15 protein-coding genes are annotated in these 21,228 nt (G+C 57.8%); 10 read left to right on the plus strand and 5 right to left on the minus strand.

What is annotated here, in order from left to right:
- The first annotated feature begins 147 nt into the window (after positions 1-147).
- Both NR177_RS01605 and NR177_RS01610 read left to right on the plus strand, forming a co-directional pair.
- Positions 148-672, plus strand: coding sequence for an SCP2 sterol-binding domain-containing protein (locus tag NR177_RS01605; protein ID WP_256852151.1), 525 nt, complete (start codon positions 148-150; stop codon positions 670-672).
- Positions 666-1,172: a GNAT family N-acetyltransferase gene (locus NR177_RS01610; RefSeq protein ID WP_256852152.1), complete on the plus strand. Its 507-nt coding sequence runs from the start codon at positions 666-668 to the stop codon at positions 1,170-1,172. The genes NR177_RS01605 and NR177_RS01610 overlap by 7 nt, the downstream gene beginning before the upstream one ends.
- Here NR177_RS01610 and NR177_RS01615 read toward each other — a convergent pair.
- The gene (locus tag NR177_RS01615; RefSeq protein WP_256852153.1) at positions 1,156-1,443 is read right to left on the minus strand and encodes a GIY-YIG nuclease family protein; all 288 of its coding nucleotides are present in this window, start codon (positions 1,441-1,443) and stop codon (positions 1,156-1,158) included. The genes NR177_RS01610 and NR177_RS01615 overlap by 17 nt on opposite strands.
- An 81-nt stretch (positions 1,444-1,524) precedes the next feature.
- On the opposite strand from NR177_RS01615, the gene NR177_RS01620 reads away from it, so the two are divergent.
- A complete protein-coding gene (locus NR177_RS01620; protein WP_256852154.1) occupies positions 1,525-1,953 on the plus strand; it encodes a YhbP family protein in 429 nt (142 codons plus the stop codon).
- A gap of 40 nt (positions 1,954-1,993) precedes the next feature.
- Here NR177_RS01620 and NR177_RS01625 read toward each other — a convergent pair whose 3' ends face one another.
- Entirely contained in the window at positions 1,994-2,515 is a 522-nt protein-coding gene (locus NR177_RS01625; RefSeq protein ID WP_256852155.1) for a type 1 glutamine amidotransferase domain-containing protein, read from the minus strand.
- A gap of 146 nt (positions 2,516-2,661) precedes the next feature.
- Here NR177_RS01625 and NR177_RS01630 point away from each other — a divergent pair, with 146 nt between their 5' ends.
- A complete protein-coding gene (locus NR177_RS01630; RefSeq protein WP_109716690.1) occupies positions 2,662-3,297 on the plus strand; it encodes an NAD-dependent epimerase/dehydratase family protein in 636 nt (211 codons plus the stop codon).
- Here the strand turns inward: NR177_RS01630 and nrdG are convergent.
- The 3 genes from nrdG to galR form a co-directional block, all read right to left on the minus strand.
- Entirely contained in the window at positions 3,289-3,756 is a 468-nt protein-coding gene (gene nrdG / locus NR177_RS01635; RefSeq protein WP_109716689.1) for an anaerobic ribonucleoside-triphosphate reductase-activating protein, read from the minus strand. The genes NR177_RS01630 and nrdG overlap by 9 nt on opposite strands.
- A complete protein-coding gene (gene nrdD, locus NR177_RS01640; RefSeq protein ID WP_256852156.1) occupies positions 3,753-5,891 on the minus strand; it encodes an anaerobic ribonucleoside-triphosphate reductase in 2,139 nt (712 codons plus the stop codon). The genes nrdG and nrdD overlap by 4 nt, the downstream gene beginning before the upstream one ends.
- 437 nt (positions 5,892-6,328) lie before the next feature.
- On the minus strand, positions 6,329-7,339 hold the full coding sequence (gene galR / locus NR177_RS01645; RefSeq protein WP_063878175.1) for an HTH-type transcriptional regulator GalR: 1,011 nt from the start codon (positions 7,337-7,339) through the stop codon (positions 6,329-6,331).
- Between the two features lie 187 nt (positions 7,340-7,526).
- Here galR and NR177_RS01650 point away from each other — a divergent pair, with 187 nt between their 5' ends.
- The 6 genes from NR177_RS01650 (at position 7,527) to NR177_RS01675 (ending at position 21,175) form a co-directional block, all read left to right on the plus strand.
- Positions 7,527-9,800, plus strand: a complete 2,274-nt coding sequence (locus NR177_RS01650; RefSeq protein ID WP_063881088.1) for a molybdopterin guanine dinucleotide-containing S/N-oxide reductase — start codon at positions 7,527-7,529, stop codon at positions 9,798-9,800.
- A 276-nt stretch (positions 9,801-10,076) separates the two neighbouring features.
- Positions 10,077-11,816 carry a penicillin-binding transpeptidase domain-containing protein gene (locus NR177_RS01655; RefSeq protein WP_256852157.1) on the plus strand — a complete coding sequence of 580 codons (1,740 nt, stop codon included), beginning with the start codon at positions 10,077-10,079 and terminating at the stop codon, positions 11,814-11,816.
- A gap of 436 nt (positions 11,817-12,252) precedes the next feature.
- The gene (locus NR177_RS01660) at positions 12,253-13,473 is read left to right on the plus strand and encodes an MdtA/MuxA family multidrug efflux RND transporter periplasmic adaptor subunit (protein WP_256852158.1); all 1,221 of its coding nucleotides are present in this window, start codon (positions 12,253-12,255) and stop codon (positions 13,471-13,473) included.
- The gene (locus NR177_RS01665; RefSeq protein ID WP_256852159.1) at positions 13,470-16,682 is read left to right on the plus strand and encodes an efflux RND transporter permease subunit; all 3,213 of its coding nucleotides are present in this window, start codon (positions 13,470-13,472) and stop codon (positions 16,680-16,682) included. The genes NR177_RS01660 and NR177_RS01665 overlap by 4 nt, the downstream gene beginning before the upstream one ends.
- The gene (locus NR177_RS01670) at positions 16,679-19,780 is read left to right on the plus strand and encodes an efflux RND transporter permease subunit (RefSeq protein ID WP_256852160.1); all 3,102 of its coding nucleotides are present in this window, start codon (positions 16,679-16,681) and stop codon (positions 19,778-19,780) included. The genes NR177_RS01665 and NR177_RS01670 overlap by 4 nt, the downstream gene beginning before the upstream one ends.
- Positions 19,781-19,783: 3 nt before the next feature.
- Positions 19,784-21,175: an efflux transporter outer membrane subunit gene (locus NR177_RS01675; protein WP_063878180.1), complete on the plus strand. Its 1,392-nt coding sequence runs from the start codon at positions 19,784-19,786 to the stop codon at positions 21,173-21,175.
- Positions 21,176-21,228: the final 53 nt, after the last annotated feature.

The following is a 21,228-nucleotide window of genomic DNA, read 5'->3' on the forward strand; positions in this document are numbered from 1 at the left end:
TGTTGATTTGGGGCAGTGAAACCGTCATTGATGAGATAGCCTGGCATTTTTTTAACCCTTCAGCGGCGGGTTTTATTGATCTCACCAGCGGCGAGAACCGCTGTCTGTGGCAATATAGCTAAAATTTTTTTGACGGGAGTGCAAAGCGTGTTCCAGCGGTTATCTGCCAGTTTAGTGAAAAATGGCCATAAAATCCTCAGCTTACCTGTAACATTCGCCCCGTTCACGTTGAAGCAGCGGCTCTTGCAACAACTCTTAAACTGGCAATTTCGTCATGTTTTAGCCGAAGGTGAGTTAGACTTCCTTCAGGGACGCTTTTTGGGTATTGAGATTAGCGATGTTAATCTCACGTGGATCACCACGCTGGAAGGCGGTCGACTGAGGGTGTTGCAGAATGCCGAAGCAGATGTCTGGTTCCGGGGCAACGCCAATGATTTGTTGCTGGTAGCAGCACGCAAAGCGGATCCAGATATGCTTTTCTTTCAGCGACGACTGCTGATTGAAGGGGATACGGAACTGGGACTGGAGGTTAAGAACGTAATGGATGCAATTGAACTCGACACCATGCCCAAGGGGTTACGTACCGCCATTCAGCAGATGGCTGCAATCGTGGAGACAACAATGCAACAGGACGCGAAAGCCGCACAGGCACGCGCGGGTGGCTCATGTTAATACGCACAGAAATTGGCGTGGATGCCGCCGGTATCGATGCATTACTGCGACGTTGCTTTCCCACATCAGCTGAAGCTGAGCTCACTCAGGCCCTGCGCGAAGACGGCCTGTTAACGTTGGGCGTGGTCGCGACTGACGATGAAGGTCAGGTGCTGGGTTATGCCGCGTTTAGCCCGGTCACCATGCAGGGCGAAGATCGCAATTGGGTCGGGCTGGCCCCGCTGGCCGTGGATGAAAGCCTGCGTGGACAGGGCATCGCGAAACAACTGGTTTATGAAGGTCTGGATACGCTGAATGAGTTTGGCTACAGTGCGGTTGTGGTGCTGGGCGACCCCGCACTGTATCACCATCTGGGCTTCGAACCTGCGGCCCGGCACGGTTTGCACTGCCGCTGGCCGGGCAGCGAAGCGGCCTTCCAGGTTTATCGTCTGGCGGACAACGCGTTTGACGGCGCTGAAGGACGTATTGAGTATTCCGCGCCCTTTAATCGGCTGAGCTAAGCCACACTTCAAGGCGAGTGGGTTGCTCGGCAACCAGCTGCAGTTTTCGTTGACGGGTCAGTTGCTTAACCTGATATTCCAGCACGGAAGCCTGCGCGCGGTCACCCGCCGCGCAGGCATAAACCAGCGTTAACGGGCCTTTACCGCGCAAGGCTCGGGCACCGCGACCCTGCTCATGCTGCCCAAGGCGGCGCGTGACGTCAGTCGTGATGCCGGTATACAGGCTGCCTGCGGCTGTTTGTATCAGGTAAAGTTGCCAGTGCTGACTCATAATCTGTCCCAGAAATGCCTGCCCGGCAGTGTACCGTGCTTCCTTGCGGTGCGCTATCCATCGCCCTTACCGGAGTTGATTGTGTCTGATCTTTCCCATCTTGTTCGTTACCTGAAAAAGCAGCATGTGCTTTCATTATGCTGCTGTGCCGACAACGATTTGTGGTGTGCAAACTGCTACTACGTGTTTGATGAGTCACGCATGGTATTCTGGCTGATGACCGAGTCAGATACACGTCACGGCCTGCTGGCGATAAAACACCACAGCGTAGCGGGCACCATCAATGGACAACCGAAGACGGTATTGCTGATAAAGGGCGTGCAGTATCGTGGTCAGATCAGGCAGCTCAGCGACGAAGAAGCAACGGAAGCGCGCACCGCCTATCAACGGCGTTTTCCGGTCTCGCGCAAGGTCGCCGCGCCCTTATGGGAAATTACGCTGGATGAGCTGAAAATGACGGACAATGCATTGGGATTTGGTAAAAAAATTGTCTGGCAACGTGGGGCGTAAATAAAGCGCCCCCTTCCTGGCGGAAAAGGGCGTAAGGCCGTTACAGCGCCTGCAGAATACGCAGGGATTCACGGTTAAACGCGGGCAGGTCCGCAGGCGTGCGGCTGGTGACCAGTTTGTCACTGTCAACCACCACTTCCTCGTCGCGGAAGTCGGCACCGGCATTGATCAGGTCAATGGCAATGGCTTTTACGCTGGTTATTTTACGACCGCGCACACCATTCGCACTAATCAACAGTTGTGGCCCGTGGCAAATAGCAAAAATGGGTTTGCCGCTCGCCACAAATTCTTTGGTAAAGGCAACAAAGCGATCATCACCGCGCAATGCATCCGGTGAGTGTCCGCCTGGCAACAGCAGGGCATCAAATTCTGCCGGACTCACTTCGTCGATGCTGCGATCGATCGTGACTTCAGCCTCACCCTGTTTGCCTTTCACGGTTTTGCCCGCTTGCTCCTCAATCGTTACCACTTCATAGCCTGCGCGTTTGTAGATCTCGGCTGGCGAGGTAAACTCAGAGTCTTCAAATTCATCGGTGATCAGAACCGCAATTTTGGTGCTCATCTTTACCCTCCTTTAGGCATGTTAGGCGCATACTGCGCTATCCTGATTACCTGTTAAGTCTGGTTGTCGATTCTGAGAACGCAAGCCAGGCGGCTCACATTGGCCAGATTTTGCACGGCTGGCGGCGAAACAGGGAATATTCCGAGATGAATCGTATATTACTGACGGGCGCAACCGGGTTAGTGGGATCGCACCTGCTGCGTTTACTGATCGATGACCCGCGCGTTGATGAAATTATTGCGCCGACTCGCCGTGCGCTGCCGGCGATGAATAAAGTGATCAATCCCGTTGAAGCCGATCTAACCGATGTCCTGCGCCCGCTGGACACACCCTTGACGACGGTATTTTGCTGTCTGGGCACGACCCGCAAACAGGCGGGCAGTAAACAGACATTTATTCACGTAGATTACACGCTGGTGGTGGATACTGCGTTGAACGGTTTACGTCTGGGCGCCAGACAGATGCTGGTGGTCAGCGCGCACGGCGCAAATCGTCATTCCCCTTTTTTATACAATCGCGTTAAGGGTGAGATGGAAAATGCGTTGCGCCATCAGGACTGGCCGCACCTGACGGTGGTCCGGCCTTCACTGTTGCTGGGTGAGCGAAAAGATAAACGCCGTGGGGAAAGCCTGATGGCCCCGCTGTTCGCCTGGCTGCCAGGCAACTGGCGCGCCGTCTCGGCCCAGGATGTAGCGCGCTGCCTGCATCACCAGGCGTTTGCTGAGGAAAAATCCGGGTTCACGCTGATCGCGTCGGGTGATATCCCGCGTGCGTCAGCGTAAGTACCAGATTTGCTGATTGCGGCTGCCACGCCACAGAAGCGTGGCATCTTTCTCTGCCGCTTCAAACCGCCCGTCAATCATGACGTCTATCCAGGGCAGGATTGCCCGCTGCGCCGGGCTGAGCGTCTGCATCTCATAGCCGGTCCACAACCAGATGTCTTTGCCTGCACACTCCTGTTTGACCCGTTTCACCAGGCGACGGATATGCGGCACATTGTGGGGATGCAGCGGATCGCCGCCGCTCAGCGATAAACCCTGACGCGGGATGCGCGTATCTTTCAAGTCAGCCAGTAGCTGCTCTTCCATCGCCAGTGTAAAAGGCACGCCAGAATCCAGCCGCCAGGTGCTCTGATTGTAACAGCCACGGCACTGGTGCTCGCAGCCCGAAACAAACAGCGTACAGCGTGTGCCGGGGCCGTTAACAATATCGACATCATAGTAGCGATGGATGCGCATCATCCCAGCGGTCCGCTATCAAGGTGTTTCACCCGACGCTGAACCTCCTGCTGTTTACCAGCGTTGAACGGACGGGCATCCGGGCTTCCCAGGTAACCACACACGCGCCGCGTAACCGAAACCCGCGCAGGATCGTGATTGCCACAGTTGGGACAGGTAAAGCCACGGCTGGTGCAGGTAAATTCACCGTTAAAACCGCAATCGTAGCACTCGTCAATAGGCGTATTAGTACCGTAGTAAGGCACCCGGTCGTAGCTGTAATCCCAAACGTCTTCCAGCGCTTTCAGGTTGTGCTGCACGTTGGGATATTCGCCGTAACAGATAAACCCGCCGTTAGCCAACGAAGGATAGGGCGCTTCAAAATCGATCTTATCGTAAGGATTCACCTTCTTCTCGACGTCCAGATGAAAGCTGTTGGTGTAGTAGCCTTTATCGGTAACGCCGTTTACCACCCCGAACTGTGCGGCATCCAGACGGCAGAAACGGTCACACAGGTTTTCACTGGGCGTGCTGTAAAGGCTGAAGCCATAGCCGGTTTCATCTTTCCAGGCGTCCGTCGCGGCGCGCATCCGTGCCACAATGGCAACACCTTTGGCACGCAGTGTCGCATCATCGAAAGGATGCTGTTTTGCGCCACTCAGGGCGTTCAGGGTTTCATGCAAACCGATGTAGCCCAGCGACAGCGAGGCGCGACCGTTACGAAAAATCGGGCCAATCTCTTCATCGGCATTGAGCCGGACGCCGCAGGCTCCTTCCATATAGAGGATCGGCGCAACGCGGGCTTTGGTTTTTTCCAACCGGGCGACGCGCGTCATGAGTGCCCGTTTTGCCAGCGCCAGCCGCTCATCCAGCAGCGCCCAGAAACGGGTTTCGTCGCCAGCGGCTTCCAGTGCAATGCGCGGTAAATTCAGGCTGATGACACCGATGTTGTTGCGGCCTTCATGAATCTGCTCGCCGTTTTCTTCATAAACGCCCAGGAAGCTGCGGCAGCCCATCGGGGTTTTAAAGGAGCCAGTGACCTTAACGACCTGCTCGTAATTAAGAATATCGGGGTACATGCGCTTGCTGGCACAGATCAGTGCCAGTTGCTTGATATCGTAGTTAATATCGTCCGCACGGCGGTTAATGCCTTCACGAATCGTAAACACCAGTTTAGGAAACACGGCGGTTTTGTGGTTTTTACCCAGCCCAGCCAGGCGGTTACGCAGAATGGCGGTCTGAACCAGCCGTGCTGCCCAACTGGTGCCCAGGCCAAAACCAAAGGTTACAAACGGCGTTTGGCCATTTGCCGTATGTAACGTGTTCACCTCGTATTCCAGCGACTGAAAAGCGTCATAGCACTCTTTTTCAGTGCGCTCGTGGGCATAGGCTTCCGCCTGAGGAATGTGCCAGTTCTGAGCCACGGCAAGGTGCTTAGCGAAGCTCTTTTCCACATAGGGTGCCAACACTTCATCGATGCGATTCAGGGTGGTACCGCCATAAATATGGCTGGCGACCTGAGCAATAATCTGCGCCGTAACGGCCGTTGCGGTGGCAATGGATTTTGGCGGCTCGATCTCGGCATTCCCCATTTTAAAGCCGTTGGTCAGCATGCCTTGCAGATCGATCAGCATGCAGTTAAACATGGGAAAGAAGGGCGAATAGTCGAGATCGTGATAGTGGATCTCGCCGCGCTCATGCGCCTGCACAACATCTCGCGGCAGGATCTGCTGCTGGGCGTAGTGTTTTGCCACGATCCCGGCCAGCAGATCGCGCTGCGTCGGGATCACTTTGCTGTCTTTATTGGCATTTTCATGCAGCAGGGCGGCGTTGGTCTGATCCACCAGACCGCGAATGGCGTGATGCAGTTGGCTGCGGCGTTCGCGCTCTACGTCGCGATCGTGACGATACTCAATATAGGCGCGTGCCAGCTGAGGATAAGGCCCCGCCATCAACGTTTCTTCCACCGCATACTGGATATCACCAATATCCACTTCCTCGCGATCGGCCAGTTGGGTACTGACCCGATCGGCCACCGTGGCGCACCAGGGTGCATCTTCCACATTTGCTGCCCGTGCCGCGGCCGCCACCGCTGCAGCGATACGCTGTGCGTCAAAGCCTACGCGGCATCCGTCGCGCTTCACCACCACCGTTGCCATTTTCTCTCCATTAACTACATATAGGTGTGTTTTTGGATTTTAGGCTCAACATGTAGTAATTGCAGCGAATTAATTGGCTTGTTTTTGACCTGAAGCAAAGAAGCCGTGAACAAGGAGATAAAACCAGCGCCGGAAAAAAAACGGCCCAGGATCGCCTTTCTCTGCGCGCTAATTTGCTTACGCCACAAAATGGCTTAACTCTGTTTATCGTTCTTTTTTGCCATTGACTCGCAGGGAACCGTGCCAGTGTCGTCACGCCGAAAGATGCTGTGCATTGACCTTTTCGTCGCCGCCTTGCGGCAACACCAATGCCCTGGCTGAGTCCACAGAACGCAACGGCTGAAAGAGGATGACGGGAAAAGCACTGTGAGCACGGGGGTGGCGCGCTCCGTGTGGGTTAAATGCCGCGCTGAGCGCGCGGCATGCTAAAGGTGAAATCAGGATGAGGTAATCGGGCCACCAACCGAATGGCGACGTACCAGCGTAGGGCTGAACATATTGGTCACTTCGGGCAGCGGCTGTTGATGCGCCAGCGCCAGGGCCAGTTCGGCGGCCTGCTGGGCCATCGTGACAATCGGGTAACGCACGGTGGTTAAACGCGGGCGAACGTAGCGGGAAACCAGTACGTCATCAAAGCCGATCAGTGACATCTCTTCCGGCACCTGCACGCCGTTATCACTCAGCACCGCCAGCGCACCGGCTGCCATGGAGTCGTTGTAGCAGGCCACGGCGGTGAAGTTTTTACCCCGTCCCAACAGTTCGGTCATGGCCTGTTCACCGCCGACTTCGTCCGGTTCGCCCCAGGCGACCAGCCTGTCATTGCAGGGCAGACCATGCTCCTGCAGCGCATCGTAATAACCCTGCAGGCGATCTTCGGCATCGGAAATGGTATGGGTGGAGCAGATAAAGGCAATATTCTGGTGGCCCAGTTGAATCAGATGGCGCGTGGCGAGCCAGGCACCGTAGCGGTCATCGAGCGCGATACAGCGCTTTTCAAACCCTTTCAGCAGCCGGTTCAGTAACACCATGCCCGGCATTTGCTTCATCAACACTTCCAGCTCGCTGTCGGGGATTTTTTTGGCGTGAACCACCAGCGCCGCGCAGCGATGCCGCATCAGTTGTTCAATCGCCTGGCGCTCTTTTTGCTCATTATGGTAACCGTTACCAATCAGCAAAAAGTTACCTGTCTGGCCTGCCACCTCATCAACGGCTTTAACCATCGCGCCGAAAAAAGGATCGGAAACATCGCCGACCACCAGCCCCAGGGTTTCGGTTGACTGCTGGGCCAGCGCCCGTGCATTGGCGTTTGGATGATACTGCAGCGATTCCATGGCCTGACTGACAGCCTGACGCGAACTGTCACTGGCTTTAGGTGAATTATTGATCACGCGGGAAACCGTGGCGACAGAAACACCCGCCAACCGGGCAACATCCTTAATGGTAGCCATGCGTTTACCTGATTTTGGGGAAACGTTTACACATCGCACCAGTGTTACGGAAAAGCGGGCGCACATCAAGACAACAGAATGCCAGCGCTGTCGCAAACAGGGTAAAATCAGACGGTTGGTGATGCCTTCTGCCAGGTGCCTGGCCCATGCTATGCTGCTTATCCCAACACCTGCCAAAGCGATGACCATGAAAATAAAAGTGCCACATCTGGCGCACTGGGGCGCCTTCACTGCGGTAAGCGAAAATGACCGTCTTATCGGCTGTGAACCTTTTTTTGCTGACGCCGATCCCTCGCCGATGCTCAACACCATTCCTGAACTGGTTTATTCAGACAAGCGCATTCGCCAGCCGATGGTGCGCCGCTCATGGCTGAAATCCCGCGAAAACAGCGACCGCACGCTGCGCGGACGCGAAGATTTTGTTGCCGTTGACTGGGATACCGCACTGGATCTGGTGGCAGAGGAAAATCGCCGCATTCGCGAACGTTACGGTGCGTCGGGCATTTTTAACGGCTCTTACGGCTGGTCATCGGCAGGACGGGTTAACCATGCGCGTACGCTGGTGCGCCGCTTCTATTTCCAGGGCGGCGGCGGGGTCGATCAGCAAGGCAACTACAGCTGGGGCGCCGCGCAGTTTTTCCTGCCCTACGTGATGGGCACCTACATGCCGCTGACCGGGCGCGTCACCGACTGGCCGCAGGTGGTGGAACATGCGGAAGTGTTTGTCGCCTTTGGTGGGCTGGCGCTGAAAAACGCGCAAATCGCATCCGGCGGCGCAGGCCAGCACAGCCTGAAACCGGCGCTGGAGCAGCTGGCGGCGAAAGGCACGCCGGTGATTAACATCAGCCCGATGCGCGATGACTGTCCTGCGTTCGTCAATGCAGAGTGGATTCCGATCCGGCCCAATACCGATGTGGCGTTGATGCTGGCTCTGGGCTATGAAATTTATCAGCGTGGCGCGACCGACGAGGCGTTTCTTTCCCGGCACTGCACCGGCTGGCCACAACTGCGTGCCTACCTGCTGGGCGAAAGCGACGGCATCGCCAAAACTGCCGGCTGGGCAAGTAAGATCACCGATATCCCGGCGGATCGCATTGTGCAACTGGCCCAGCAGCTGATCGGCAAACGCAGTTTTATCACCTGCTCCTATTCCGTCCAGCGCGCCCACCGTGGCGAACAGCCTTACTGGATGATGATCGCGCTCTCTTCCATGCTCGGGCAGCCGGGCTTGCCGGGCGCGGGCTTCTCGTTTGGGCACGGCTCAATGAACAGCGTAGGCAATCCGCGTCAGGAAGGCCCCGCGCCGATGATGAGTACCGGGCCGAATCCATCGGGTCTGTCCATTCCGGTGGCGCGCATCAGCGACATGCTGCTTAACCCCGGCCAGCCTTACGGTTTCCAGGGCGACACTCTGCACTATCCGGACATTCATATGGTGCACTGGGCGGGCGGCAATCCGTTCCACCATCATCAACAGCTTAACCGGCTGGTGGAAGGCTGGCAGAAGCCCGATACCGTGGTGGTTCAGGATATTGTCTGGACGGCTGCTGCACAGATGGCCGATATCGTACTGCCCGCGACCACCACGCTGGAGCGCAATGATATCGGCGGTTCATCGCGTGACCGTTTTGTGCTGGCGATGCATCAGGCGATTAAGCCGCAGCATCAGGCGCGCAATGACTTTGATATTTTTGCCGATCTGGCGGAACGCTTAGGCTATCGCGATACCTTCACCGAAGGGCGCAACGAGATGCAGTGGATAGAACATCTCTACCAGCAATGTGCGGTGGCGCACGGCCGTCGTGGCATTCCTTTCCCTGAGTTCGCTGAGTTCTGGCAGCGTGGCTTTGTGGAGATTCCCGAAGGCGGCAAGCCCTACATCTTTATGGAAGATTTCCGCGCCGATCCCGAGGCCAACCCGATCCAGACCGCCAGCGGTAAAATTGAGCTGTTCTGTCAGACCATCGCGGATTACCAACTGGAGGATATGGCCGGACATCCGGAATGGCGTGAGCCTCAGGAATGGCTGGGCGCGGCAGCCAGCCGTGATTATCCGCTTCACATGATCTCCATTCAGCCATCGGACCGGCTACACAGCCAGTTAGATGCGACGGCCAGCGTTCAGGGCAACAAAACCGCCGGGCATGAAACCCTGTATATGCATCCGGCGGATGCAGCGGCGCGTGATATCGAGGACGGCGATGCGATTGAGGTCAGTAATGCGCGCGGTAAAATACTGGCTGGCGTGCGGTTAACGGAAGGGCTGAAGCAGGGCGTGGTGATCATTGCCACCGGCGCCTGGTTTGATCCCGGCTTTGGCAAAGCGTGGCAGCCCTATGACCGTGCAGGTAACCCGAACGTGTTAACCCTGGATATCGGCACATCATCCCTGACGCAGGGGCCCAATGCCATGAGTTGCCTGGTTGACATTAAAAAACATGCCGTTTGCACAAAAGCGTAAGGATCTCATGGCTGGTTACATTTTGCAGGCATCTGTTGCGTTTCAGTCGTGGCAAAAAAGCCGCACCGCTTGCTACAGTCAGGGTCCCAGAGGTATTGATGGGTGAACATCAATTGATTTTTTCTTGATTACACCGACCTGCGTAGATACGCAGGTTTTTTTTGCCCTGAACAAAATGAACGATAACGAACTGATACACAGTTTTCCTGTGTTTTTGCCAGCGCTTTGATTATAACTGCTGGATTGACCTCTTTTTTTTAAGCGCAGCGGATTGCCATGCCCCGGATTAAAAAATTACTGGGTAAAGACCAGATAAAAGCCCCGTTTAACCCTTTCCGTTTTCGTCTGATCTGCCTCGGCGTATTTACCTGCCTGGCGGTTCTGCTGGCGCGCGTGGCCGATTTGCAGTTTCTTAACCAGCCGATGCTTGAGCATGAGGCCGATCAGCGCTCGCTGCGCACCGTCACGTTGCCCACCAGCCGCGGCACGTTGCTGGATCGCAATGGCGAAGCGCTGGCGCTCAGCGTGCCGTCGCGGGACGTGATCGCCGACCCGCAGCGCGTGCTGGAGAGCAATCCTGATTTTACCAGCGCCAAATGGGCCTATCTGGCGGCGGCGCTGAGTATGCGACCCGAAGAGGTGGCGGCGCAAATCACCGCGAACCCAAAACGTCGTTTCCTCTACCTTGGGCGCAAAGTCGAGCTGGGGATCGCCAAAGACATCAAAGATCTGAAGCTTAAGGGCATCAGTGAAGTTTACGATGACAGCCGTTTTTATCCGATGAGTGAAGCCTCCGCACCGCTGATAGGGATTGTCGGGGCCGATAACACGGGCCTGAACGGGCTGGAAAAAGGCTTCGATAAAGTCCTGCAGGGCCAGCCGGGTAAAGAAGTCTATCGCCAGGATGCGGCGGGCAATATCATCTCGATGATCAGCTATCAGCCGCCCACGCAGCCGCCCACGGTCCAGCTCAGCATCGATAAATTCAGCCAGTACACGCTGTACAGTAAGCTGCGCGATGGCGTGCTGTTAAACAAGGCCGATTCGGGCGCGGCGGTGTTGGTTAAAATTGATACCGGCGAGATTCTGGCAATGGCCTCTTATCCGTCGTTCAATCCCAACAACTATCAGAGGGCAACCCCGGCGCAGATGCGCAATACCGCCATTAACGACAGCTACGAGCCGGGTTCGACGGTAAAACCGCTGGTAGTGATGGAAGGGCTGGAGCGCCACCTGGTGCGACCGGATTCTGTGCTGGATACCACGCCTTACCGGGTTAACGGCCACCTGATTCGCGACGTCGGCCACTGGCCACGTCTGACCATGACCGGTATCTTGCAAAAATCGAGCGACATCGGCGTGTCACATATTGCCCTGGCGATGCCGGCAGAGGCGCTGGTAAACACCTTCTATGCGTTTGGTCTTGGCAAACCGACCGGGTTAGGCTTAACCGGTGAAAGCGTGGGCTACTTCCCGTTGCACCGCACGCGCTGGGCGGATATCGAACGTGCGACCTTCTCCTTTGGCTATGGTTTGCGCGTCACGCCGCTGCAAATTGCCCGGGAATACGCCACGCTGGGCTCCTATGGCGTTTATCGTCCGCTGTCGATCACCAAAGTCACGCCGCCGGTGCTGGGCAAGCAGGTCGCGAACCCGGAAACGGTGAAGGAAGTCGTGCACATGCTGGAAAGTGACGTCTTACCGGGCGGGACCGGCGTCAAGGCGGCGGTGCCGGGCTACCGTCTGGCCACCAAAACCGGTACGGCGGAAAAAATGGGCACCAGCGGAAAGTATGACGGTGGCTATGTCAACTACACCGCCGGGATTGCCCCGGCCAGTCATCCCGAGGTGGCGCTGGTGGTCATGATTAACCATCCGACCGCAGGCGATCACTTCGGCGGCTCCGTTGCTGCGCCGGTGTTCGGTAACATCATGGGGCCGGTGCTCAAGCACATGAATATTGCCCCGGATGCTATCTACAGCAAGCCTGTGGATAGCGGTTCAGATAAATCCTAACCAAATCAAACTGTAAGCGAGGTGTGGATGTTTTTACACCTCGTTTCATTTCGCCGAATTCATTTTCCTTTTTCATCTGTCCCTGTCCCTCACAGAGTGAGAGGATGGAAATCCCAGAGGTATTGATGGGTGTGAAAACGGGCACTGCTCCGGCAAGGCCAATCGTTATTACACCAACCCACGCAGATGCGTGGGTTTTTTTTGCCTGAAGCACAGGCCTGCCTTCGTCGCCGGCATGGTCAGCCATCGTATCCACGCGGCCTTTCTCTGCGCGCTCGCCTTGCTGACAGCAGACTGGTAAGGTTTCTTAACGCAAACCTTACGGTTTGGCGATGGAAAGTCGTAACACAAGTAGCTGATAATCTTTGCTGATGCCGTTTCGATGAATCCTCCTCCTGATGAGGATTCCCTTTTTCCTCAATATCTGAAGAGTTCGATGACTACTTACGTCTCCCGTTCCCGTGGTTCCCGCTGGCTGAAATGGCTGCTTCTGCTCATTGTGCTGCTCATTGTCGCCGGCGTGGCCTGGCGTCTGCTGGGCCATAGAGGCGCAGGGGGCAATATGCCCGCTGGTGGTCATGCGCGCCACGCGGGTCCCGGTATGCTGAAGGGCGGTACGACGCTGGTGCACAGCGGCACCGCCAGCACGGCCGATGTGCCGGTCTATCTCAACGCGCCCGGCACGGTTATTCCTAACGCCAGCGTGACGGTCACCAGCCGGGTGGACGGTCAACTGGAGAAGGTTTACTTCACCGAAGGGCAGAAAGTTGAAGCGGGCCAGCTGCTGGCGCAGATCGATCCCCGCAGCTACGTGGCAACGCTGAACCAGTATCAGGGCGAGCTCAGCGAAAATGCGGCATTGCTGAAAAGCGCCGAACTGACGCTGGCGCGCTACCGCAAACTGGCGGCTCAGGACTCCCTGTCCCGACAGGATTTGGATACGCAAATCGCGACCGTGGGACAGTATCGTGGTGCGGTTGCCGCCGATCAGGCCCAGATCGCCAGCGCCAGGCTTAACATCGGCTACGCGCGCATCACCGCGCCCGTCAGCGGTCGGGTAGGGCTACGTCAGGTCGATCCGGGCAATATGATTCAGAGCAGCTCAACGACCGGGCTGGTAACCATTACCCAGATGCAGCCTGCCGCCGTCACCTTCAGCGTGCCACAAAGCCATATCCCGACGCTGGTGAAAGCCCTTCATCACGATCAGACGCTGCCCGCCACCGCCTTCGATCAGGATAATCAGCATGTGCTGAGTCAGGGACAGGTGAAATTTATCAGTAATGAGATCGACACGGCGACCGGCACCATTGCACTGAAAGCGATGTTTGCTAACGACGACGAGGCGCTGTACGCCAACCAGTTTGTGAACGTTCGCCTGCAAACCAGCGTGCTGAAAAACGCCACCATCATTCCGGCGCAGGCGTTGCAGCTGAGCAGCGACGGCAGCTTTGTCTTTATCATCAATAAAGACAACACCGTCACCCGGCAGCCGGTCACCGCAGGCCCGGCGTATGGCGAAGCGTGGCAGGCTGTTCTGCAGGGCGTGAAGCCCGGCGACCGCCTGGTTACAGAAGGGATCGATCGCCTGACCAACGGCAGTAAAGTCGCGGTCGCAGACAGCACTCAACCGACCGCACCTGCCGAGGCCCAATGAATCCGTCACGCCTCTTTATCCTGCGACCGGTCGCCACCATCCTGCTGATGGCCGGCGTGCTGATCGCCGGTATTTTTGCCTACCGGTTTCTCTCCACCTCGGCGCTGCCGCAGGTCGATTACCCCACCATCCAGGTGACAACGCTCTATCCCGGCGCGAGTCCGGATGTCATGGCCTCGACGGTGACTTCGCCGCTGGAGCGCCAACTGGGGCAGATGTCGGGACTCAGCCAGATGACCTCGACCAGCTCCAGCGGATCGTCCATCATCACGCTGAAGTTCAGCCTGGATCTGTCGCTGGACGTGGCCGAACAGGAGGTGCAGGCCGCCATTAACGCAGCCAGTAATCTGCTGCCGACCGATCTGCCGAACCCGCCCACCTATAAGAAAGTCAATCCGGCCGACAGCGCGGTGATCACCTTAGCCGCCAGCTCGGACACGCTGCCACTGACGCAGGTTCAGGATCTGGTGAATACGCGCGTGGCACTGAAGCTGTCGCAAATTTCCGGTGTGGGCATGGTGACGCTTGCGGGCGGCCATCAACCGGCGATTCGCGTACAGATGAACCCTCAGGCGCTGGCGGCCCATGGCCTGACGCTGGCAGACGTGAATACGTTAATCAGCAACAGCAATGTCAAAGGTTCCAAAGGCGGATTTGACGGTCGCTATCACTCGGTGACGATCGATGCCAATGACCAGCTGCGCACCGCTGCCGAATACGGCAACCTGATCCTGACCTACCAGAACGGGGCGGCGCTGAGGCTGAAGGATATCGCGCATATAGAACAGGGGCCGGAGAACAGCTTTCAGTCTGCCTGGGCCAACGGCAGCCCGGCTATCGTGATCGGCGTGCAGCGTCAGCCCGGGGCCAACGTTATCCAGGTGGTCGACAGCATCAAGGCGCAGTTGCCGACGCTGCAGGCCGCGCTGCCTGACGGCGTGAAAATGACGGTCCTGTCCGATCGTACCCAGACCATTCGTGCTTCCATCAGCGACGTGCAGTTTGAGCTGATGCTCTCGATTGCGCTGGTGGTGATGGTGACGTTTCTGTTCCTGCGCAACGTGGCAGCGACGCTGATTCCCAGCGTGGCGGTGCCGCTCTCGCTGGTGGGAACCTTTGGCGTCATGTATCTCGCGGGCTTCAGCCTCAATAACCTGTCGCTGATGGCGCTGACCATCGCCACCGGCTTTGTGATCGACGACGCGATTGTGGTGGTCGAGAACATTTCCCGACGGCTGGAAGCGGGCGAGCCACCGATGGAAGCGGCGTTAAAAGGATCGCAGCAGATTGGCTTTACCATTATCTCTCTGACCTTTTCCCTGATTGCGGTGCTGATTCCGCTGCTGTTTATGGGCGATGTCGTAGGACGCCTGTTTCGCGAGTTTGCCATCACGCTGGCGGTGTCCATTCTGGTCTCGATGCTGGTCTCGCTGACCTTAACGCCAATGCTCTGTGCCTACCTGCTGCGCCATATTCCGCCAGAGAAACAGTCCCGCTTTGCGCGCAAAGGCGGCGAGATTTTCGACCGGCTCATTCGCGGCTATGATCGCCTGCTGACCCTGGTGCTGGACCATCAGAAACTGACGCTGCTGGTGGCGCTGGCGACCTTTGCCCTGACCGCGCTGCTGTATATGATTGTCCCGAAGGGCTTTTTTCCGATCCAGGATACCGGGTTGATTCAGGGCGTAACGGTGGCTTCTCAGGACGTTTCCTTTACGGAGATGGCGAAGCGTCAGCAGGCGCTGTCAGCGGTGATCATGCAGAACCCGGCGGTCGAGAGCGTCTCTTCGACAATTGGTATTGATGGCAATAACACCAGCCTGAACAGTGGTCGGTTGCAGATCAACCTTAAGCCCTTTGGTCAGCGCGATGACAAAGCCGGTGCGATCATCAAACAGCTCCAGCAGGCAGCAACAGGCGTGGTCGGCATTCAGCTCTACCTGCAACTGGCACAGGATCTGACCGTCAACGATCAGGTCACGCCGAGCCAGTATCAGTTCACCCTTGATGATGCCAACAGCGAAGACCTGGTGACCTGGTCGCCGAAACTGGTGGCGGCCTTGCAGAAACGGCCAGAGTTCAACGGCGTGGTCAGCAACCTGCAGGATCAGGGCCGGGTCGCTTATGTCGAGCTGAACCGGGACAAAGCCGCGCGCGTTGGCGTCACCGCCGCGGACGTGGATACCGCGCTCTACAGCGCGTTTGGGCAGCGTCTGGTCTCGACGATCTTTACCCAGTCGAATCAGTATCGCGTGGTGCTGGAAGTCGCACCGCAGTACCAGCAAAGCCCGGCCTCATTTGATGATGTGTTTCTGAAACCCTCTGCCAGCACGAGCAGCAGCGCATCAGGCAGTACGTCCACCAGCACCAGCAGCACGGAAACCACGTCAACTTCGACCGCCAGCAGTCCCACGGCAACAACGACCAGCAGCAGCGGCATGGTCAAACTCACCTCCATCGCCACGATCCACCAGCGGACCGGTTCGCTGATGCATATGCGGCTGAATCAGTTCCCGGCGGTGATGATCTCCTTCAACCTCAGTGACGGCTATTCGCTGGAAGACGCGCAGAACGCCATTAGCGAGGTGACTGCACAGCTGCATCTGCCGTCGGCAGTGACGCTGCGTTATCAAGGGGAAACCTCGGCGTTTCAGAGTGCCACCAGTAATACGTTGTGGCTGATCCTGGCGGCGCTGCTCACGATGTATGTGGTGCTGGGCATTCTGTACGAAAGTTTTATTCATCCGGTGACCATTCTCTCGACGCTGCCCTCGGCGGCGGTCGGCGCGCTGTTAACCCTGCTGCTGGCCAATACGGCGTTCAGCCTGATTGCGTTGATTGGGGTCATTCTGCTGATCGGCATCGTCAAGAAGAACGCCATTATGATGATCGACTTTGCGCTGGAGGCCGAAAATAAGCAGCATCTTTCGCCCCGGGACGCGATTCACCAGGCCTGTCTGTTGCGTTTCCGGCCCATCCTGATGACCACCATGGCGGCGCTGCTGGGCGCGCTGCCGCTGATGCTGGCCTCCGGATCGGGCGCGGAACTGCGCCAACCGTTGGGGCTGGTGATTGTCGGCGGATTGATCGTCAGTCAGGTGCTGACCCTGTTTTCTACCCCGGTCATCTATCTGTGGTTTGACGGCATCGCCCAGCGCGGCAATGCCTGGGTGAAACGCCGACAGCAACAGGCGCGGAGCGGGCAATGAACCTGACCCAGCTGTTTATCTTTCGCCCGGTCACCACGCTGCTGCTGACGATGGCGATCCTGCTGCTCGGCGTGCTGGGCTACCGCCTGTTGCCGGTGGCCCCGCTGCCGCAGGTGGATTTCCCCACCATTATGGTTAACGCCAGCCTGGCCGGTGCCAGCCCGGAAACGATGGCGGCAACCGTTGCCACCCCGCTGGAACGGTCGCTGGGACAGATTGCCGGTATTACCGAGATGACCTCGAACAGTTCACAGGGCACCAGCACCATCATTTTGCAGTTTGAACTTAATCGCGATATCAACGGCGCGGCACGTGACGTACAGGCGGCGATCAACGCCGCACGCAGCCTGCTGCCGAGCGCGATGGCGTCGCTGCCGACCTACCACAAAGCCAACCCGTCGGATGCGCCGATTGTGATGCTGGCGCTGACCTCCGCCACCCGCACGCCGGGGGAACTCTACGATCTGGCCGAAAGCAAAATCGAACAGGCGATGGGGCAGGTCAAAGGCGTGGGTGATGTGTCGCTGATGGGGAGCGCACTGCCCGCGGTGCGCATCGATCTGCAGCCGCTAAAACTCATCCATGCGGGTATTTCGCTTGATACGGTGCGCAGCGCAGTGGCCGACAGCACCAGTAATCTGCCCAAAGGCTCGCTACAGGGCAGCAGCCAGTCGTGGATGGTGGACGGCAATGGACAGCTGGACAAGGCTGCCAGCTATCGCAACCTGATTATCAGCAACAAAGACGGCAATGTCGTGCGCCTGGGCGACGTCGCCAGCGTGTACGATTCAGTGGAGGACCGCTATCAGGCGGGCTTCCTCAATGCTCAACCGGCGGTCATGGTGGGCATCAAGCGCCAGGCGGGCGCCAATATGCTGGACACCATTGACGCCATCAAAGCCCAACTGCCAGCCCTGGAAAAAGATCTGCCTGCCGATACCCAGCTTAAGGTGGTGGTGGACCGTTCACCGGGCGTGCGCGCCTCGCTTTACGATACCGAAGAAACGCTGCTGATTGCCGTGCTGTTGGTTATTGCGGTGGTGTTTGTCTTTTTACGCAACCTGCAGGCCGTCATGATTCCGGCCCTGGCGCTGCCGGTCTCGCTGATCGGAACCTGTGCGGTGATGTACCTGCTGGGCTACAGCCTGGATAACCTCTCCCTGATGGCGCTCATCATTTCGACCGGCTTTGTGGTCGATGACGCCATCGTGGTGCTGGAAAACATCACCCGCCATATTGAAGCCGGACATCGCCCGCTGCGAGCGGCACTGCGCGGTGCGCGCGAGGTCAGCTTTACCGTACTGTCGATGACGGTATCGCTGATCGCCGTGTTTATTCCCATCCTGCTGATGGGCAGCCTGCTGGGTCGGCTGTTTCGGGAGTTTGCCATCACCTTGACCGTGTCTCTGCTGATTTCGATGTTTGTTTCGCTGAGCCTGACGCCAATGCTCTGCGCACGGCTGCTGAAGCCGAAACCCAGCGTATATAAGCGCCCGCATCCGTTCTATCAGTTGATTGAAAATCAGTTAAACCACGCACTTGCGGCTTACTCACGTGGCCTGAACTGGGTGATGCGCCATCAGAAACTGACTCTGTTCAGCCTGCTGCTCACCGTGCTGCTTAACCTGTTTCTTTATACGGTGGTGCAAAAGGGCTTCTTCCCGGAACAGGATACCGGCTTGCTGATGGGAGCCTTACGGGCGGATCAGAATATTTCGTTTCAGGCGATGAAGCCCAAAATGCTGCAGTTCACCAACATCATTCGGTCCGATCCGGCGGTTGAAAGCGTGATGTCGTCCATGGGCAGCGGGATGTTTGGCTCGCGCAACAACGCCGACTTTTTTGTCCGGCTAAAAGATTTTGATCAGCGTGATGCCACGGCCAGCGAAGTGGCCAACCGGTTAAGTCAGAAAACCAGTAAGATCCCCGGTGCGCAGCTGTTTCTGATGGCGGCGCAGGACCTGCACATCGGCGGACGCAGCGCCAATGCCAGCTACCAGTACAGCCTGCAGGCGGACGACCTTGCGCTGCTACGCGAATGGACGCCCAAAGTCCAGGCGGCGCTGGCGGCGATTCCGCAGCTCAACAGCGTCGATTCCGACGCGCAAACCGGCGGTCAGGAAGTGATGCTGACTATTGACCGCGACCGGGCGACCCAACTGGGCGTGAATGTGAAGATGCTGGACACCATGCTGAATAACGCCTTCAGCCAGCGCCAGATTGCCACGCTGTACCACACGCTGAATCAGTATCATGTGGTGATGTCGCTGCAGGACAGCGATACCCGCGATCCGGCGATTCTGCAGCAGCTTTACGTGATTAACGATAACGGCGATCGCATTCCGCTGTCGGCGTTTGTCAGCTTCGCGGGCGGCAATGCCCCGCTGACGGTGACACATCAGGGACAGTCTGCGACCAGCACCATCGCCTTTAACCTGAATGACGGCGTGTCGCTGGAGCAGGCGGAGGCGCTGATCAAGCAGGCGATGGCCCGGCTTGGCTTGCCCTCAACGATTCAGGCGGGCTATGCCGGGACGGCGGCCGAGTTTAACCAGTTGACCGCTACAATGCCGTGGCTGATTGTGGCGGCACTGGTGGCGGTCTATATCGTCCTCGGCGTGCTGTATGAGAGCTACATTCACCCGCTGACCATTCTGTCGACCTTGCCCTCGGCGGGCGTCGGCGCGCTGCTGTTACTGTTACTGACGAACACCCAGCTCACGATAATCGCGCTTATCGGCATTATCCTGTTGATTGGTATTGTGAAAAAGAACGCGATTATGATGATCGACTTTGCCATCGATGCCGAGCGGCGGCTGGGCATGTCGCCACAGCAGGCGATTACCCAGGCCTGCCTGATGCGCTTCCGTCCCATAATGATGACCACGCTGGCCGCGTTCTTCGGGGCGCTGCCGCTGGCGTTGGGCAGCGGCGGCGATGCCGACTTACGCAGCCCGCTCGGCATTGCCATCGCCGGGGGATTAGCGCTGAGCCAGCTGCTGACGCTGTTTACCACGCCGGTCATTTATCTGTGGCTCGATCGCCTGAGCCGTGCCACTCAACGTCAATGGCGTCGTCTGCGCCATGCGGAATCCTGAATCATGAAATCACTTATTCCCGCCGTGCTGGTGGTGCTGTTGAGCGGTTGTACTGTCGGCCCTGATTATCAACGCCCGACGATGGCTATGCCGGTTCACTACAAAGAAGCGAAAGGCTGGCAGCAGGCCACGCCGCAGGACGACCAGCACAAAGGCGCATGGTGGACGGTGTATCAGGATGCCACGCTAAGCAGCCTGCTCAGCCAGGTCAGCATCTCTAATCAGAATGTGGCGGAATATGCGGCCCAGTATCGTCAGGCGCAGGCGCTGGCGGCGCAGTCTCGTGCAGCACTGTTTCCCACCTTAGGCTATGACGCCAGCACGACGCGGAGCGGCAGCCACGGCGCTACCGACAGTACGCGCACCACCAGCAGCAGCCATCAGGCGGCACTGAATGCCAGCTGGGAGCTGGATTTATGGGGCAAACTGCGTCGAACGCGGGAAGAAAATCAGGCCAGCGCGCAGGCCAGCGCCGCCGAGCTGGCCAATATTACGCTGAGCGCCCAGGCCGAGCTGGCGGAGGACTACTTCCAGTTGCGCATCATGGACGAAAAAATTGCGCTGTATCAGCAGAGCATTGCCGCCTATCAACGCTATCTGAGGGTGATACAGAACCAGTATCAGGCGGGGACAGAATCGCGCGCCACGGTGGCTCAGGCGCAGCAACAGTTGGAGAGCGCCAGCGCCTCGGCACAGGATTATCAGTGGCAGCGCGCTCAAATGGAACATGCTATCGCCCTGCTGGTGGGCAAAGCGCCTGCGGATTTCAGCCTGCCTGTGGCAACGCTGATGGCGACGCTGCCTGCGGTTCCCGGCGGCTTACCGTCCGAACTGCTGCAGCGTCGCCCGGATATCGCCTACGCCGAGCGTAAAATGGCGGCATCCAACGCGGCGGTCGGTGTGGCGGTTGCGGGGTATTACCCCGATCTCACCCTCAGCGCCAGCGGCGGCGTGAGTGCCTCTGCGCTGCATAACCTGTTCGCCTTACCTAACCGCGTCTGGTCGTTGGGGCCAGAGCTAAGCGGCACGCTGCTGGACTTCGGCGCGACCTCGGCCAGCGTTGAGCAGGCCCGCGCCGCCTATGATGCCAGCGTGGCGAACTATCGGCAGACGGTGCTGACGGCGATGCAGGACGTTGAAGACCGGCTGGTGGAGCTGAATACCCTGCAGGGCGAAATCGCCGCGCAGCAGCGCGCCACCGCCGCCGCGCAGACCTCGGCCCAGGTCACGCGTAATCAGTATGAGGCCGGGATGATTGACTATCTGGATGTGGCGACAACGGAAAACAGCAGCCTGAGCGCGCAACAAAGTTTACTGACGCTAAAAAGCACCCAGTGGGTGAGCAGCGTGGCACTTATCGCGGCGCTGGGCGGCGGCTGGCATACCGCACCCTGAAGGCGGACATCGCGCTGAATTCTGCCAATAATCAGTTGTCGATTCCGCCTAAA

Origin of the sequence: Pantoea sp. Fr+CA_20 (assembly GCF_024520835.1) — a bacterium.
In the GTDB taxonomy this organism is placed as follows: domain Bacteria; phylum Pseudomonadota; class Gammaproteobacteria; order Enterobacterales; family Enterobacteriaceae; genus Pantoea; species Pantoea allii.